The following is a 17,342-nucleotide window of genomic DNA, read 5'->3' as shown; positions in this document are numbered from 1 at the left end:
TTCACTTCCTGCTCTTGCACCTCAATTTGTTTCCGCTTCTCAATCACCTCCACCTGAACGGCTTCAGCCCGCACCTGCTGATTGGTAATATTCTGCTGGAGGGTGTAGGCCAGTTCCGCCTCGGCCTTTTTGCGGTTGACGTCCGCATCGTAAGATGCTTTCTGCACCGAATAATCTTTTTCGGATTCGGCAATTTTGGTTTCGGCCTGAAAACGAGCCGTTTCGCCCTCTTGCCGCGCCCTGGCTGAAGCAATAGCTGCATCTCGTTCGGCTTCGGCTTCACCAATAGTGGCGTCACGCTTGACTTCGGCAATGCGCTTGCGGCCCAAGGCATCCAGGTAGCCCTCCTCATCCTGGATGTCCTTGATCACAAACGAGTCAATGCGCAGGCCCATATTGCTCAAGTCGTCGGCGGAAACACTTTGCACCTGCTGGCCAAACGTTTCCCGGTCTTTGTAAATTTGTTCCACCGTGAGCGTGCCCAAAATAGCCCGCAAGTGACCGGCTAACGTTTCGTGCGCCACGTGTTCAATTTGTTCCTGTGACTTGGACAGAAAACGCTCCGCCGCTGTGGCAATAGATACCTCATCACTGCCAATTTTTACCTGGGCCACCCCGTCAACCATCACGGGCACGCCCTGAAGGGTGTAAACTTCTCGCACGGCCACATCAATGGTCATCAGTTCCAAGGATAAGTAGTCAACTCGCTCAATAATAGGTACAATAAACGCCCGCCCGCCGGTAACAATCCGATACCCGCGCTTTTCATAAGTTTTGTTTCCGGCCTCATCCATGCCGGTGAGAATCTTGTGCTGCCTACCGGAAACAACCAGCACCTCGTTGGGGCCAACCTTTTTGATGCGAGAGGCATAACCAATCAACAAGGCAAAGAATACAAAAACAACAGCAACTATAGCAAAAACAGTTAAGGTCATTGTCCCTCCTTATAACTATTGGTTAATTGTAACTGCTCAGGCATGCCATTTCGACCGAAGGGAGAAATCTTCTTGAAGTCGTCCCTTGAATAAGGAGATTTCTCGGCCTACAGCCTCGAAATGACATGAGGCTGAGTAATAACGATTAATTGATAGGTTGAGAATACTTTTATTTTTTTGATGCCGCTACAGATTTTTAGAAAACGATTCTGCTTTTTTACCGGGTAGAGTCTCTATCCAAAACTACTATCTTCATACCCTTTTTTCTTTTACCGGGGTTCGACAAAAGCAATGCTGCCGGCCAACTCTACCACCCGAACCACATCTCCCTGCTTAAAAGATTGTCCTGATCTGGTCCGGGCACTGTAAGTGGCTCTGGTGCCCCGGGAAACTACCGCAATTTGTCCCACTCCTTCTGCCGGAATGGGAATGGTGACTTCAGCAATCAGACCCACTACGTCCTGTTTAGTTCTCAAACTGGAGGTTTGCGGCGAAAAAACATAAATAAACAGAAGCTGGGCAATGATGCCGACCACCACCCCGCCACCCAAGGCATAAAACAAACTCCCTACATCAGATGCGCCCAAGAGTTGGGAAGAAATAATGCCAAACGCGCCAAAAGCAGTAACAAAACTGGCGATACTCATAGGGCTGATAGAAGGCAGGCCAATTTCACCCTGGTCAAACGAAGGCAGCTCGCCCGCATCAAGATCAACGCCCGGTATGTCTACATCACCGATGCCGGTGCCCAGCAGAATTAAAAGGGCGTAAACAAAGCCAATACCCAACAAGATCAAATAAACCGCATCGAGTAAATCCATACCCTATCTCCTTGTCGGTTCACGCTCAAGGTCCACTCACTTAAGGAGTGCAGACCCATTATACGACCAATTATGGTACATTACAAGTGTTGAAAAAGTGTATGTTAGAGTTATTATACCCCATAACCTTACCAATTTTTCGTAGTTAGACTACGAAAAATCGTAGTCTTTGCTGAATCTGGTCTATTTCAAGAGGAGGAATTTGGCCAAAGAAAAGAGAGACCTGGCCAGATATTGGCCGGTCTCCCTTTTGATTATTTGAGGATAAATTTGACGGGGTCTAAACGTACCGCTCGCGGATTTCAGAACTCACGTAGTCAAGAACGGCCACGGTAATAGCAATGAACCAGACCGCGATACCGGCGGCCTCATAATCCAGCAGCCGAATCCATTGGATGAGCAGGAAACCAATCCCACCGCCGCCCACCGCGCCAATAATGGTAGACATGCGCACGTTGATGTCCCAGCGATAAATGGTAAAAGAAATAAAGGGCGGAAGTACCTGCGGTATAACCGCATACATGATCGTTTGTAGACGGTTTGCGCCGGTGGCCTGCACCGCCTCAATGGGGCCGGAATCAATGCTTTCAATGGCTTCAGAGTATAACTTGCCCAACGCGGCTACACTGTGCAGGGTCAGCGCAATCACGCCCGCAAAGGGGCCTAAACCAACCCACAACACAGCAATGATGGCCCAAATCAGCGGCTCGATAGAACGAATAATGTTGAGAATGGTGCGCACAATATAGTAAAGCGTCATCGTGACCCAAGAGCCGGCCATCAGGTTGCGCGCAGCCGGAAAACTGACCGGGATGGCAAAGATAATGCCAAACAAGGTGGCCATCATGCCCAGGAAGATAGTTTCAATCATCTTCTCTATTGCCAGTTTCAGTTCGGAGCTGGCCTTCAGCCCGCCGACCTCACTGGTTTGCCGCGCCTGGATCTTGTGCATCTGCGGTCCTTCAGCGGCGCTGGGCGGAATCAGCCGGTACGGCATAACCACGTCTATCTCGAATCCGCCATTCTCATCGGTTACCGTACTCAAATACTCGCCCCTGGCGCGAATCCGAAATTCATTGCCAATAGGATCTTCCCACCATATTTCGGTTTTGGTGTTGGGCTTAAAATTTTCTCCAACCACGTGCAGGGTAGTGCCGGAAGTTACTTCACCGCCGCTATCTTGCTCGGACAGATTACCACAAGTAGGGCTGGCGACAATGTAGGCTTGGTCGCCTATTCTTATCGGCGTCATCGGAGGGGTATCGCTACAAGGAACCTCAATATCCGCCGAGGCCGCCACAATCTCTTTTTCCCGCACCAGTGCTTTTTCCCACGGCCAGAGTACCTTGCTCATAGCTGGCAACGCATCATCAAAGCCGGTGACCATCTGGTACAGGTTAATCTCAACAATTTGCCAACCCAAGCCAAAAAAAAGCAACAACACCAGGGCAAAAACACTGATCCCCCCCCTGGGCTTTTCCCCGGCCCTGGCGTTTCGGGCCTGCGTATAAGCGTCCCAGACAATCCATAACCATAGAAGGATAACCCCCAGAGCCATTACGCCCAGTAACGGTTGTAGTTGAATAGACTTGGTAAAGATATTCCAGAAACCTTCTTGCAGCCGGGCGGCCAGGTTTATCCGCCAGATTAACAGGCCAATAATACTGACCAAGCTAAACAGTAGCACCAAACCACGTTGAATCTGGTTTAAAAGCATCTGGCCCAGGCCGGGCACAATTAAAGAGAGTAACGTAGCCAAAAATGGTGACGCCCAACCGGGCGCCGTAATTTCTTGCGACTTTCGTCTTTTAGCCATTACACACCTCCCAGGCCGGCGCTCACCCCAACACGTTCGGCTTCCTGGCCGTAGATATCCTTAAATTGTTCGTCCGTCATCTGGCGAATATCTTCTCGCGTGCCGCGATAGACGATCTCACCCTGGCGTAAACCAATCACCCGCGTGGCGTACCGTTGCACCAGATCTAAATAGTGCAAACTACAAATAACGGTAATGCCGTCCTCCTGGTTTAGTTTTTCCAGGTTGCCCAAAATTGAATGGGCCAACACCGGGTCTAAACTGGCCACCGGCTCATCGGCCAGGATCATTTTAGGCTCCTGCATCAGGGCACGAGCAATGCCCACCCGCTGCTGCTGGCCGCCGCTCAACTCATCGGCTCGTTTAAAAGCTTGTTCGGGAATACCTAAACGCTCCAGGGCTTCCATCGCTCGCTTTTGGTCGGAGGCCGGAAACCGATTAAAAACGCTTTTCCAGGGCGACACATACCCCAATCGGCCACAAAGCACATTAGTAATCACCGGCGAACGTTTGACCAGGTTAAAATGCTGGAAGATCATGCCAATTTTACGCCGTACCCGCCGCAATTCGTCCCCGGAAACGGTTGTTATGTCCAAGCCGTCCCAAATGATTTGCCCTTCGGTGGGTTCAATGAGCCGGTTGATGCAACGCAGAAGGGTAGATTTACCGGAGCCGCTCAACCCAATCACCACCAAGAACTCACCATCTTCTACCTGAAAACTTACGTCCTTCAGGGCTACCGTGCCGTCATCGTAGATCTTGGTTAAATTCTTGACTGCTAGCATAAGAACTCCTTATTTATGACCAAAAAGGGGGGACGCGATAACGTCCCCCCTGTGCTGAATAAACTGGAAAGTTACAATTCTCAACGGGTACAGCTTATTGCAATGCTTCAATATCCATCCCGGCGGCGTCAAGCACTTGACGGAAAGGATCGTAGAAGCTGTCGTTGTGCGCTTCCAGCCCGGCCCAGGAATAGGCAATATCTAACGCTTCCTGACCCTCTTCGGTTCCGGCAATTTTCAACAGGGCCGCGTTAATTGTATCGCGTTTGTCTCGGGGAAAACTGGGCACATATTGCACGCCATCGTTGGGGATGTCGGCGGTTAGGGCAATAACATTGACCTTTTCCATTACATCCGGGTTTTCTTCTTCAATATTGCTGCGGGCATCCACATAAGTAGCCCCGGCATCACACTCACCATTGTAAACCGCAGATACAACGGCATCATGGCTACCGGCATCTACCACTTCCAGATCGGTATCGGTATTAATTCCGGCAGCGCGCATGGTGAGCATGGGGATAATCCAACCGCTGGTTGACAGCGGGTCAGGGCGGCAGAAGGTTTTACCGGCCAGACCGGCTACATCGGTGATGCCCGTATCGGCCCTGGCAATAATTTGGCCGTTGTAAGTTGGGCTACCATAACGCACAGAAACCAGTTCAGCTTCAGCGCATCCTTTTTCAGCGGCCAGCACGTAGGCAAAAGTAGCCAGAGACCCCATGTGCGCCTTGGGTGGATCGCTGCACATGGCCTCAATAACACCAGCATATTCGGTAGCCACATTGGTGGTGAAATACAGGCCCGTTTCTTTGTGTAACAGATCGGCCACAGCCTCAGCGCCGGCAGCCACCTCTTGCATTTCACCAGACGGCACAAAACTCCATACAATCGGGTTTTGCTCCGAGCCTACTTCAGGCTCGCCGGCACAGGCCGATAACACCAGGGCCAGAGTTAACACAAGCACCAGCAATAAAAATAAACGTTTCATGGGTAAAACTCCTCCTGATAAAATAAATTTTTAAAATTTGCTAGATTGCTTAACCTTTTTTAAGAGCTACCAAATTAAAATTTCCTAAAAACCTAAGCCTCACCCCCTTTCTTCATCATTGAACATTGGGAGAATCGGTTTAATAGATAGAATGAGGTTAGTCAATAAAGAGATCATCGAATCCTAACCTGTGATTTGGCAGAGTACATAGGCAAGCCCAATCCATTATAAACCACCTGGGAGTGGTAAGCAAACGGAAATGGTAGCTTTGGGCAGAGTATGCTAACTGCTAAAAGTCTCATTGACACCATACCTGACCTATGTTATCCTTTTTAAGGAACTTTGGAGGTCGCCTTGACAACGAGACATCTCTGCGTGGGGTCGTTGGCTCTTAACGATACCGTATATTCCGATGGCCGCACCAGCATGGCCGACCCAGGCGGCAACGCGCTTTACGCCTCGGTGGGCGGCAATATCTGGTCCGATCAAGTTGGCATTGTAGCGGTGGTTGGCTACGACTGGCCGCTTGATTATACCAACACCCTGAGCCAGAGCGCCATTACTACCGCGGGTCTGCTTAAAAAAGATCATGAAACGCTCCGCGCCTGGACCATTTACGAAGCCAGCGGTTACCGGCAGTATTTCTCGCGCAATACCGAGGTGGTTTTGCTTACCCCCAACCCTTTCCGCAGCACCCCCCTTACTACCGAGGAAGCCGCCGCCTACAGCGAGGCCGCCCGCCGGGTTCACTTACGTAATTCGCCCCTGCCCCAAGAGTTGCCAGACCTCTTGTGGCATGTTGACTCCATCCACCTCTCGCCCATGCGCATGGAAACCATGCTCACCTGGATTGACTATCTGCAAGACAAACCCGACATCTTTGTTTCGGTTGACATCCCCCCTTATCCCATCAACGGCAATTTGGACGATCCTGATCTGCTCAAACTGCTCCGGCGCGTTGACGCCTTTATGCCCAGCGAAGCCGAAGCCGACAGTTTAATGCCCGGTTTCAGGGCCAGAACCTTTTGCCGCGAAATCGCCGCCAGAGGCCCCAAAATGGTGGTCATCAAACAGGGCGACCATGGGGCCACCATCTACGAACGCGAGCGTAATCTTCTCTACCAGGTGCATCCTTATCCGGCTACAGTCAGTGATTTAACCGGCGCCGGCGACTCGTTTTGCGGCGGTTTTGCCGTTGGTTATCTTGAAACCGGCAACATGTTAGAGGCTGCGCTTTACGGCACGGTTTCCGCCTCCTTCATCATCGAAGGTTTTGGCGGGCTGCATGCCCTCAAAGTAACCCGCGCTCAAGCCGAAACGCGGTTGGCCGAACTGCGCCGGATCAATAAACTCCGCTCATAATCCCTAAAAAAATGGGGTTGAAACGGCATCCGGTTTCTGGTATAATCTTAATATAACGAGCCGGGGTCAAAATCAAATGCTAAAGATTGGGTTGTGTTAGAGGGTTTGCGAAAAACCCGCCGCCCACAAAATTTATCAATCCGAGACCCGCTCTGACCCAAAGCCCTCCGCAGTCTGGAGGGCTTTGCCATTGTCTCCTCTTTTTATATCTAACCTCATCCTGTGTTATAATGCCCAAACATCGTTTGGGTAAAGGCCCAAACATCGTTTGGGTAAAGGCCCAAACTGGGTATAAAACCGTGTATATCAGCCAACTCTCCTTAACCAACTATCGAAACTACAGCCGCCTGGTTCTCGATCTGCCGGCCGGGCCTATTTTGTTCCGCGGCGATAACGCTCATGGCAAAACAAACCTGCTGGAGTCTATTTGCTTTCTTTCCACCACCCGCAGCATCCACGCCCGCGCCGACCAACAATTGGTCAACTGGCTTGTCCTTAAACAAGAAACCCTTCCTTTTGCCAGGGTTGAGGCCACCGTCAAAAGCCGGCCGGAGACCTTTCAATTGGCCATCACCGTGGTGCGCGAGGGTGATAATATCCGCAAAGACATTCGCCTCAACGGCGCCAAAAAACGGGCCATGGACGTTATCGGCAAACTCACCACCGTGATGTTCCTGCCGGAAGACATCGAATTGGTCACCGGCGCCCCGGCCATCCGCCGCCGTTACCTGGATAGCACCCTTTGCCAAATCCACCCCAATTATTGCCAGGCCCTCAGCCGTTATAACAAAGTGCTGGCTCAACGCAATGCCTTGCTCAAAGAGTTGTTCAAACGCAACAGCGACTCCGATCAGCTTGTCTACTGGGATGAGCAATTGGCCCATAATGGGGCTATCCTGATTACCCAGCGCCATAACGCCGTTTTAGAGTTAGACACCGTTGCCCGCCGGCGGCACCGCGAGTTGAGCGGCGGCAAAGAAAGTTTGCGCCTGCACTACGCGCCCAGTTTTGACTTTTTCCAGCAGGCCAAACCCAATTACCAGTTACCCCTGCTTATGGAAGAACTGGCCCCTTACACCACCGCTGCGCCCCCGGTCAAAGAAGTGCGCCAAACATTCCTGGCCTGTTTGCAGCAAGCACACCGGGAAGAAATTAACCGGGGCGTCACCTTAACCGGCCCCCACCGGGACGATTTACACTTTTTGGTAGATGGCATTGACATGACCTTATACGGCTCGCGGGGCCAACAGCGCACCGCTGCCCTGAGCACCAAACTGGCTGAAATTGCCCTCATGCAGCAAGTGACCGGCGAAACGCCCGTGCTGCTGCTCGACGACGTAATGAGCGAACTGGACGCCGCCCGGCGAAAACAGGTGATTGAAATTGTAGACCAGGCCGGCCAGGCTTTTTTAACCACCACCGACTGGGAAGACTACGACCCGGATTTCCGTAACCGGGCCAGGCTATTTTCCGTAACCATGGGGCAGGTGGAACAGGCAACGTAACTTATTGGAGTCTGCCTGTTCCTCTGCTATAATTTTAAATATAAATTGGGAGCAGAGGGAAACACACCATGAGCGATAAAATCTTGCTAGTGGAAGACGAGCTGGCCATTGCCAAATTTGTCAGCCGGGGCCTCCAACGCGAAGGCTACACCGTTATCACCGCCGCCGATGGCGAAACAGGGTTGAACATGGCCTTTAGCGAGTTGCCCGACCTGATAATTTTAGATGTGATGCTGCCCGATATTGACGGTTTGACCGTTTGCCGCCGGCTTAGAGAGGCCGGCTTACAGATGCCTATTTTGATGCTTACGGCCAAAGACGCCATTCCCGACCGGGTGGCCGGTCTTGAAGCCGGCGCCGACGATTACCTGGTAAAACCGTTTGCCTTTGAAGAACTGCTGGCCCGCCTGCGGGCTTTAGGCCGGCGTAAAGCGCCCATTGAAACCGAAGCGCCCTTGACCTTTTTTGACCTAACCCTTAACCCCAGCACTCGCCTGGCCCAGCGCGGCGGCCGGAATATTGAATTGACGGCCAAAGAGTATGACCTGCTGGAACTGTTTATGCGCCACCCTAACCAGGTGCTCACCCGCGACCAAATTTATGAGCGCATCTGGGGCTACGATTTTGGCGGCGAGTCGAATATCATCGAAGTTTATATCCGTTACTTGCGCTCAAAACTGGAGGCCAATGGCGAGCCGCGTTTGCTGCACACGGTAAGAGGCGTTGGGTATGCCCTGCGCGAAAGCTGACCGGAGAGCGAGTTTGGAGGGATTCACGCTTGATAGTTTGGGCCGGGGGCCTATCTAAGTTAATGCCTATCCGAATTCGTTTGACCATCTGGTATACGTTCCTGCTGGGGGCTATTCTTGTTATCTTTAGCGTCTCTCTTTACCTGGTGCTAAAACTCTCGTTGCATGCCCAGGTGGATACAAACCTGCGCGACCGCGCTCAACAGGTTATCGCCGGGATCGAAACTCAAACCAAAATAGACTTGTTCACGGGCCAAATTATCATCCCCCAGGCCAATGTCTTCTCTTCGCCGGCCACCTTCATTCAGGTTATGCGCGCCGACGGCACGCTGGTGACCGCCAGCGACAACCTGGGCAACCAGCATATTCCGCCAAACGACGACATCCTGGCCGAAAACCTGAAAGGCCGGCCCGCTTTTAAAACGGTAATGATCCAACACATTCCTCTCAGGATCTACAGCACGCCCATTATTTTGGGAAACCGGGTGGTGGGAACGGTGCAGGTTGGCTACTCCTTAAGCGAGGTTGAGCATACCCTCCGTTACGTGCTGGTCTTTCTCATTGGCGGCGCCATCACCGTTTTAATTATAGCGGCCGTAGTTGGCGCGTTTCTGGCCCGGCAGTCCCTGCGCCCCATTGAAAAAATCAACCTGGCCGCCAACAAAATTGTCGGCGGCCAGGATTTAAAGCAACGTTTGCCCACGTCTGAAGTAAACGATGAAACCGGCCGTTTAACCCAAACCATTAATAACATGCTCCAGCGCCTGGACAACTTCTTTCAAGCCCAAATCCGCCTGAGCGCCGATGTTTCTCACGAACTGCGCACGCCCCTTACCACTATTCGGGGCAATGTTGACCTGCTGCGCCGCGGCGCGGCCCAAAATCCAGAGGAACTCAATGAAGCGCTAACAGTCATCGAGAGCGAACTGGACCGGATGTCGCGCCTGGTGGCCGATTTGCTTTTACTTTCCCAGGCCGATGCCGGTCTGAGCCTGCGGATGGAGGCGGTTGAACTGGATACCATTATTCTTGACGTTTATCGCCAAATCCGCTTAATGGCCAATGACATAAATATTCAACTGGGCCACGAAGACCAGGCCATTGTTAAAGGCGACGCCGACCGCCTGAAACAATTATTGATCAACCTGATGGTCAACGCCGTTAAACACACTCCACCCGGCGGCGCTATCACCCTCTCGCTTTACCGCGAACCGGAATGGGTGCGCATTACCGTGGCCGACACCGGCAAAGGGATTGCGCCCACCGATTTACCCCACATTTTTGAAAGATTCTACCGCGCCAAAAATAACGGCCCGGCGGGCTGCGGCCTGGGCCTCTCTATTGCCCAATGGATAGCCGAGGCCCACGGCGGGCAAATCACGGTCACCAGTGAGTTAGGCCAGGGTTCTGTTTTTACGCTCTGGCTGCCCCGAAAAAACGGGCGGTAAGGATGCTGAATGAAACTCTTGTCCTTGCTGGCTGCCTTACCCCGCCATCACCTGCTTAACCCTTCTGCTATGGCTACACCTCAACTAAACCTCTCGGTTGAAATTGCCGAAATCACGGTGGATTCCCGCCGGGTGGAACCCGGTGCCCTTTTTGTGGCCTACCGGGGCGTTAAGGTAGACGGCCATTGTTTTATCCCGGAGGCCCTGCAAAAAGGCGCGGCCGCCGTTGTGTGCGAAAATAAAGAGGCTATTTCCGCCTCTCTCTCTTCTCTGCCTTCTGTCCCCCTCATTCTCGTGCCCAACGGCCGCGAAGCCCTGGCCTATCTCTCGGCGGCCTGGCATCATTTCCCGGCCCGCCGGCTAACAATAGTTGGCCTCACCGGCACCGACGGCAAAACCACCACCACCCACCTGCTCTATGCCATGCTCTGCGCCGCCAATAAAAAGGTGGGTATGATCAACACGGTTAGCGCGGTGATTGGCCGCCAAACTTTGGAAACCGGCCTGCACACCACCACCCCCGACGCCCCCGACCTGCAACGTTACCTGGCCCAAATGGTTGCGGCCGGCGTGGAATACTGTTTATTAGAAGTCACCTCGCACGGCCTGTCGCAGCAGCGCGTGGCGGCGTGTGATTTTGATTGCGCCATTGTCACCAACATCACCCACGAACACCTGGATGCGCACGGCTCCCTGGAAAATTACCACGCCGCCAAAGCCTCGCTTTTTGAATCGCTGGCTACCGCGGCAGACAAGGGCCGGCCCAAAGTGGCCGTGCTCAACTGCGACGATGGGTCCTTTGCCTACCTCAAACAAAAACTGCTCTCCCCTGGCCCAAAATGGCTGGGATACAGCCTGGCCCACCATCCCGCAGCCGACCTGACGGCCCAAAACATTTTGTATCGGCCCGATAAAACCTGTTTTACCATTTGTGGGCACGGCCAACCTTTTCCCGTTGAAACGGCCCTGGTCGGCGACTACAACGTCAGTAATTGCCTGGCCGCGGCCACGGCGGCGCTGAAAGCGCTAGAGATTTCGCCGCAAGCGGTGCAACAAGGGCTGGCCGCTTTTTCCGGCGTGCCGGGCCGCATGGAGCGCATTGACGCCGGGCAGCCCTTTATCGCCATCGTTGACTTTGCCCACACCCCCAACTCCTTGCAACGCTCCCTGCGGGTGGCCCGCACGCTCAGCCCAGGCCGGGTGATTGCCGTTTTTGGCTGCGCCGGGCTGCGCGATGTGGCCAAACGGGCCATGATGGGCCGCATTGCCGCCGAGTTGGCCGATTTTACCCTGCTTACGGCCGAAGACCCGCGCACAGAGAACCTGGACAGCATCATCAATGAAGCGGCCCAGGCCATGCTGGCCAACGGCGCGATTGAAGGAGAAACGTTTGAGCGCGTGCCCGACCGGGGCCGGGCCATTTATCGGGCCACGCAACTGGCCCGGCCCGGCGATGTGGTTATCGCCCTGGGCAAAGGGCACGAACAAAGTATGTGCTTTGGCCAAACAGAGTACCCCTGGGACGACCGGGCCGCTATGCGCGCCGCCCTTCAAGGCGCGCCCTTGCTCACCCTGCCAACGGCCTGAGAGCGTGTTTCTCAAATCAAAATCTGTTCGTTCCCAAACTCGATTGGGGAACGAGAGGAAACGAGAAGAAGCTTCGGAGGGTAAGGCATCCAAGGATGCTGTCCCCCCAAAGACAATACTCAAACGGAGCAGCACCATGCGCAGAATCAGCCTGGCCTTTCTACTCTCTACTGTTTTTCTTGTCGCTCTTATCCTCTTTGGGGCCGGGCCAACCTTGGCCCAGCAGCCAACCCCGCCCCCGGCCAAAGGAAACGAAGCCCCGCCTCCTGCGCCGGGCGAAACGCCCGCTTTGCCCTCTCTCCAAATTGACCGGGCCTTACTCCCCAAAATTGAGCCTCAACTCCTCAAAAGGCTCACCACCCAAACCGGCCCGGCGCCCTTTATTGTTTACCTCAAAGCCACCACCAACCTCTCCGCCACAGTTGCTTCAACTTCAGACCTTGGCGCGTTGGGCAAACTTGAAGCGGTGGCCACCCGCGCGGCCATTGTCAATGCCCTCCAACAAACCGCCCGTGATACCCAGGCCGGGGTGCTGCAACAACTCAACACTCCGCCGGCCGGGGAACCGGCGGGACAGTCCCAGAGCGCGGCCACCAATATTCAACCGTTATGGATTGTTAATGCCGTAGCCGCCACCGGAAACCTGGAAACGGTGTTGGGGCTGGCCGCCCGCCCTGATGTGGCCATCGTCCGGCTGAATAAAGAACTGCAACTCAATCGCCCTGCCGTAAACGGGTCAGCCTTATCCTGGCCCCTGTTGGCTCCATTCCTCACGCCTCATTCTTCCCCCGCATGGGGCATCGCCAAAATCCGGGCCAACCTGGTGCATAATGCTTTGGGCATTGACGGCGGCGGTGTGGTGGTCGCCAATATTGATACCGGCGTAGATTGGCAACACCCGGCCCTGCAAACCAGATACCGGGGTTATACCGGCCCGGGCAAACTGCCCCAACACCTGGGCAATTGGTACGACGCCACCGGCCAGGGCGCCACTTATCCGGTAGACACCAATGGGCACGGCACGCACACCATGGGCACTATGGTGGGCGATAACGGCCTTGGCGTTGCCCCCGGCGCCAGGTGGATTGCGGTGAAAGGATTTGATAATTTTGGCTCCGCCTACTATAGCTGGCTGCACCAGGCCTTCCAATGGATTCTGGCTCCCAACGGCGACCCGGCCCTGGCCCCCAACATCGTTAATAACTCCTGGAGCAGTGATTGGGGCGCCGACCCGGAATTTCAGGCCGACGCGCAAGCGTTATTAGCTGCCGGCATCTACCCGGTTTTTTCGGCGGGCAATAACGGCCCCGGTTCCGGCACGGTCGGCTCGCCGGGCAGTTATACCGGCGCCTTTGCCGTTGGGGCCACCACCAGCGCCGACGAAATTGCCAACTTCTCCAGCCGCGGCCCTTCCCCCTGGGGCGCGCTCAAGCCCGAAGTAACCGCGCCGGGCAAGGACGTGCGCTCAACCTTGCCGGGAGGGGCTTATGGTGAACTTGATGGCACTTCAATGGCCGCGCCGCACGCGGCCGGCCTGGCCGCTTTGCTCTTACAGGCCTCGCCCGCGCTGGCCAATAATTTAAACGGTCTCTCCACGGCTATGATGTCTACCGCGGTGCCGCTGGGCAGCCCCGTTCCCAATAATACCTACGGTTGGGGGCGTATTGACGCCTACAACGCGGTTATGTCTGTAGCCTCGGTGGGCGCCTTGCAGGGGAATGTGACCGGGGCCGGTGGCCCCCTCAACAACGCTACCGTGCAAATTGCGGCCCACGGCGGTGGGCCAATCCTTAACGCCACTACCGATGCTGCCGGCCATTACCACCAGGGCCTGGCCGCCAACATCTACGATGCCACGGCAGCAGCCTTTGGGTATGCCCCGGCCACAATTTATGGCCTCAGCATTATTACCAATACCACCACCACCCAAAATTTCAGCCTGTCCCCCCTGCCCACCGGCACGCTCCTGGGCACGGTCAAAGACAAAAATACCAACGCCCCCCTGGCCGCCACCATCACCATTGACCATACCCCGGCCAGCGCCGCCACCAACCCCGCCACCGGCAGCTACAGCCTGAACCTGCCCATCGGCACTTACACCGCTACCGTTGTGGCTGCCGCGCACCGCATTAGCCAAACCGTCAACCTGACCATCAACGACGGCGCAACCGTGACCCAAAACTTTTTGTTAGACCCCGCCCCCACCATTCTGCTGGTTGACAGCGGCCGCTGGTACCAGGAAAGTGAAATTGGCTATTACCAGCAAGCCCTGGCCGACGCGCTTTATCCTTACGACACCTGGTCCATCACCAATCCCTTTGAGTCTCCCAACGACGTACCTACTGCCGCGACCCTGCTGAACTACGACCTGGTCATCTGGTCGGCGCCCCTGGATTCGCCGGGCTACGTGGGGGCCAACAAGGCCCTGGAAGATTTCCTGGCCGGCGGTCGCAAGCTGTTGCTCAGCGGCCAGGACGTGGCCTATTTTGACGGCGGCGGCGACATCTTTGTCAGGCCGGCCTCCTATTTTAAAGACTATCTAAAAACCAGCTTTGTTAAGGAGAACTTCTCCGGTGTTTATGCCGTTAGCGGCGTGGCCGGCGAACCCTGGGCCGGTCTGTCACTAAATATTTCCGGCGGCGACGGCGCAAACAACCAGACTTTTCCCGACATCATTGCCAACGCCGACAGCGATTTTGCCGGGCCGTTGCTGGCCTATAGTGACGGCGCCCTGGCCGGGCTGCACGTGGGCCTCTGCGTACCCTACCGGGCCATGTTCCTGCCCTTTGGCTTTGAAGCCATCAACAGCCGGGCCAACCGACAGGCCGTAATGCAGCAGGCCATCAATTGGCTCACCCAATCACCCGCCGCCTACGGGGTTGAGCTAACCCCGCCCCAAGAAACCCAAATCGGCAGTTTTGGCGCGGTTGTGCCGCACACCGTCCGCCTGCGTAACACCGGCGCCAACAACGATAGTTACACCTTAAGCCTGAGCAGCGGCACGCCTTATGCCTGGCCGCTGGCGCCTGCGCCGCCGGCTTTTATCTCTTTGACCACCTGCCAATCGCAAACCCTTAACTTTGGCGTGCAGGCCGCCGCCACTACCTGGCACATCTCCGACACCCTGACCATCACCGCCCGCTCGGTCGGCGCGCCCGGCCTCACCGACGTGGCTACCCGCACCACCAAAACTCCGGCCCCGGTGTTGCTGGTGGACGACGATCGCTGGTACAGTTTTGCCGCAGAATTTAAGACCGCCCTGGAAACCAACTACATCCCCTACGATTACTGGTACGTGCCTAAATCATGGAGCGGGCCGGTGCCGCCCAGCCCGCCCCTGACCACGTTGCAAATGTATCCAATGATAGTCTGGTATACGGCTTACGATTGGTACCAGCCGTTAACAACAGAAGAGGAAACCCGCCTGGCCGCTTACCTGGACGGCGGCGGACGCCTCTTCTTTAGCAGTCAAGATTACATCTACAATCTGCCCGATAACACCCCCGGCCCTTTTGCCCAAACCTACCTGGGCGTACTGGCTCATACCGAAGATTACAGCAGCACCACCACTACCGGCCAAAAAGAGAACCTGGTGGGCCATCGCCTGGGGCCTTACGCCCTCACCTTTCCCCCCGGTTACGACAACTGGACCGATGCCCTGACCCCCACCACCAGCGCCCAAATTGCCACCGTGGGCCAGGACGGTCAGCCCAACGGCTTGACCCAGGCCGGCACAGGCCCCGGCGGCCGGGCCTGGCAGACCAACTTTTTAGCCTACGGCCCTGAACTTCTGCCCACGGCCGCCCGGGCCAGGCTGATGCAGCGTTCCGTGGGCTGGCTCAGTTGGTTAGGCCGGTCTACCGTTAAGCCCCATGTTTCGACGGCGCTGGACGGCGACCTCATCACCTATACTGCCGCCCTCACCAACAACGGCTGGACCGGCCTAACCGCTATCTTCACCGCCACCCTCCCGGCTGAATTGGCTTTAACCACAGCCTCACCGGGGTTAATTCCCTCCGGCAATAACCTGGTGTGGACCGGCCCGCTGGCGCCAAACCAGAGCCAGGTGCTCACCTACACCGTGGCCATTACCAGCCCCTTACCCCTGGGCACTCTGATCAGCCAGACCAGTTGGCTGGCCTATCCGGAGCACAACCTTGTTTTTGACCGCATCGCCGACGTGTACGTCAACTTCCCCTTCCTCAACGCCTCTGCCATAACCGTCCAACCCGCCTACGGCGTGGAACCCAACGACGTGCTCACCTACACCCTCATCTTAAAAAATACCGGCCTGGTAGACGATCCCATGGTCACTACCACCAATACCCTGCCCCCCATGCTCAGCCTGGTTTCAGTAGGCACACCCAGCCGGGGCAGTGTGATTGTGGGCGGTAAAAGCATTACCTGGACCACGCCCCTGTCTAAAAACCAAACCGCCACCCTCACCTACCAGGCCCTTATTGACTACCGGCCCACCAACCCGGCCGGCCACATCCAGAACACGGCCTACGTAAACGATAACCTGAACGAGCCATTGGTCCTGACCGCCTCTGCCGCCTTTTACACCCACCCCATGTACCTGCCCATCATTGTTAAGCAAAGCCAGGGACAATAAAGAAAGGGGTTTCTCGGCCTACGGCCCATTCGCTGCGTTCAGGGCAGGCTCTCGAAATGACATGCAGGTGAGCAATTACGTTCATTAAGACAGGAGACAGATATGGACAAAAATTCACAAATAACCGGCAATATTGACCCTTTTGAGTTACCAAAGTTGTATAAATACCTGCGCGTGGTAGACGTTTGTGACGCAATGGACGGCATTGGTTATTTTGACATCGGTTTGATGTCCCCCGAAATTCGCCCCCTTTGGTTGGGGATGAAATTCTGGGGGGTGGCCTTAACCATCCGTTGTGTTCCGGCTAACCGCCCCATGTGGAAACTGGATACCACCGAAGATATTGTCAACGCGCACAGGATATGGTTTAGAGAAATGGGCCATATTGGGATTGACGATATAGTCCGGCCCGGCCACGTAGTGGTGATGGATTCGGGCGGCGGGCGGGAGGTTGGTTTCTGGGGTTCCGAGAACAGTATGGGCGCAATTCGTAAAGGCGCGGTGGGTATTATTACCGACGGTTACTGCCGGGATACGGCCGAAGTGGCCCTGCAAAAAACGCCGGTCTGCGCCCGGGCCAGAGGCCGGACTATTATTCCGGGCCGGATTGAAGTGGCCGAAGTGCAGGCCAAAATTGCTTGCGGCGGCGTGCAGGTGAGGCCCGGCGACATTGTTGGCTGCGACGACGACGGCATTGTGGTGGTGCCGCTTGAAGTGGCCGGGGAAGTGGC

The 17,342-nt window shown here is 55.3% G+C and carries 12 protein-coding genes; 7 read left to right on the top strand and 5 right to left on the bottom strand.

Annotation, left to right across the window (positions count from 1 at the left end; all coding sequences use genetic code 11):
• From JW953_07455 to JW953_07435, 5 genes are all read right to left on the bottom strand, one after another.
• Nucleotides 1–935 (bottom strand): flotillin family protein (locus tag JW953_07455; protein MBN1992527.1); only part of this gene is annotated, 935 nt, incomplete at its 3' end.
• Nucleotides 936–1,204: 269 nt separating this feature from the next.
• Nucleotides 1,205–1,756: a hypothetical protein gene (locus JW953_07450; GenBank protein ID MBN1992526.1), complete on the bottom strand. Its 552-nt coding sequence runs from the start codon at nucleotides 1,754–1,756 to the stop codon at nucleotides 1,205–1,207.
• Nucleotides 1,757–2,036: 280 nt separating this feature from the next.
• Entirely contained in the window at nucleotides 2,037–3,572 is a 1,536-nt protein-coding gene (gene phnE, locus JW953_07445) for a phosphonate ABC transporter, permease protein PhnE (protein MBN1992525.1), read from the bottom strand.
• Nucleotides 3,572–4,357, bottom strand: coding sequence for a phosphonate ABC transporter ATP-binding protein (gene phnC, locus JW953_07440; GenBank protein MBN1992524.1), 786 nt, complete (start codon nucleotides 4,355–4,357; stop codon nucleotides 3,572–3,574). The genes phnE and phnC overlap by 1 nt, the downstream gene beginning before the upstream one ends.
• 94 nt (nucleotides 4,358–4,451) lie before the next feature.
• Nucleotides 4,452–5,345, bottom strand: a complete 894-nt coding sequence (locus tag JW953_07435; GenBank protein ID MBN1992523.1) for a phosphate/phosphite/phosphonate ABC transporter substrate-binding protein — start codon at nucleotides 5,343–5,345, stop codon at nucleotides 4,452–4,454.
• Between the two features lie 354 nt (nucleotides 5,346–5,699).
• Here JW953_07435 and JW953_07430 point away from each other — a divergent pair, with 354 nt between their 5' ends.
• The 7 genes from JW953_07430 to JW953_07400 form a co-directional block, all read left to right on the top strand.
• Nucleotides 5,700–6,707, top strand: coding sequence for a hypothetical protein (locus tag JW953_07430; protein ID MBN1992522.1), 1,008 nt, complete (start codon nucleotides 5,700–5,702; stop codon nucleotides 6,705–6,707).
• A gap of 299 nt (nucleotides 6,708–7,006) precedes the next feature.
• Nucleotides 7,007–8,212, top strand: a complete 1,206-nt coding sequence (locus JW953_07425) for a DNA replication/repair protein RecF (GenBank protein MBN1992521.1) — start codon at nucleotides 7,007–7,009, stop codon at nucleotides 8,210–8,212.
• 68 nt (nucleotides 8,213–8,280) lie between these two features.
• Nucleotides 8,281–8,961 (top strand): response regulator transcription factor, encoded by a 681-nt coding sequence (locus tag JW953_07420; protein ID MBN1992520.1) that lies wholly within the window; start codon nucleotides 8,281–8,283, stop codon nucleotides 8,959–8,961.
• A gap of 62 nt (nucleotides 8,962–9,023) precedes the next feature.
• A complete protein-coding gene (locus JW953_07415) occupies nucleotides 9,024–10,409 on the top strand; it encodes a HAMP domain-containing histidine kinase (protein ID MBN1992519.1) in 1,386 nt (461 codons plus the stop codon).
• A 9-nt stretch (nucleotides 10,410–10,418) separates the two neighbouring features.
• Nucleotides 10,419–11,996, top strand: a complete 1,578-nt coding sequence (locus tag JW953_07410; GenBank protein ID MBN1992518.1) for a UDP-N-acetylmuramoyl-L-alanyl-D-glutamate--2,6-diaminopimelate ligase — start codon at nucleotides 10,419–10,421, stop codon at nucleotides 11,994–11,996.
• Nucleotides 11,997–12,132: 136 nt separating this feature from the next.
• A complete protein-coding gene (locus JW953_07405) occupies nucleotides 12,133–16,611 on the top strand; it encodes a S8 family serine peptidase (protein MBN1992517.1) in 4,479 nt (1,492 codons plus the stop codon).
• 102 nt (nucleotides 16,612–16,713) lie between these two features.
• Nucleotides 16,714–17,342 (top strand): RraA family protein (locus JW953_07400; GenBank protein MBN1992516.1); only part of this gene is annotated, 629 nt, incomplete at its 3' end.

Source organism: Anaerolineae bacterium (genome assembly GCA_016931895.1).
Lineage (GTDB): Bacteria > Chloroflexota > Anaerolineae > 4572-78 > J111 > JAFGNV01.
This window is presented reverse-complemented; position numbering and strand designations above follow the sequence as displayed.

Bases quoted from the DNA above. Each gene is read 5' to 3' on its own strand.
- phnC (MBN1992524.1), bottom strand. From the start codon at position 4,357: ATGCTAGCAGTCAAGAATTTAACCAAGATCTACGATGACGGCACGGTA.
- phnE (MBN1992525.1), bottom strand. From the start codon at position 3,572: ATGGCTAAAAGACGAAAGTCGCAAGAAATTACGGCGCCCGGTTGGGCG.
- JW953_07405 (MBN1992517.1), top strand. From the start codon at position 12,133: ATGCGCAGAATCAGCCTGGCCTTTCTACTCTCTACTGTTTTTCTTGTC.
- JW953_07450 (MBN1992526.1), bottom strand. From the start codon at position 1,756: ATGGATTTACTCGATGCGGTTTATTTGATCTTGTTGGGTATTGGCTTT.
- JW953_07410 (MBN1992518.1), top strand. From the start codon at position 10,419: ATGAAACTCTTGTCCTTGCTGGCTGCCTTACCCCGCCATCACCTGCTT.
- JW953_07435 (MBN1992523.1), bottom strand. From the start codon at position 5,345: ATGAAACGTTTATTTTTATTGCTGGTGCTTGTGTTAACTCTGGCCCTG.
- JW953_07415 (MBN1992519.1), top strand. From the start codon at position 9,024: ATGCCTATCCGAATTCGTTTGACCATCTGGTATACGTTCCTGCTGGGG.
- JW953_07420 (MBN1992520.1), top strand. From the start codon at position 8,281: ATGAGCGATAAAATCTTGCTAGTGGAAGACGAGCTGGCCATTGCCAAA.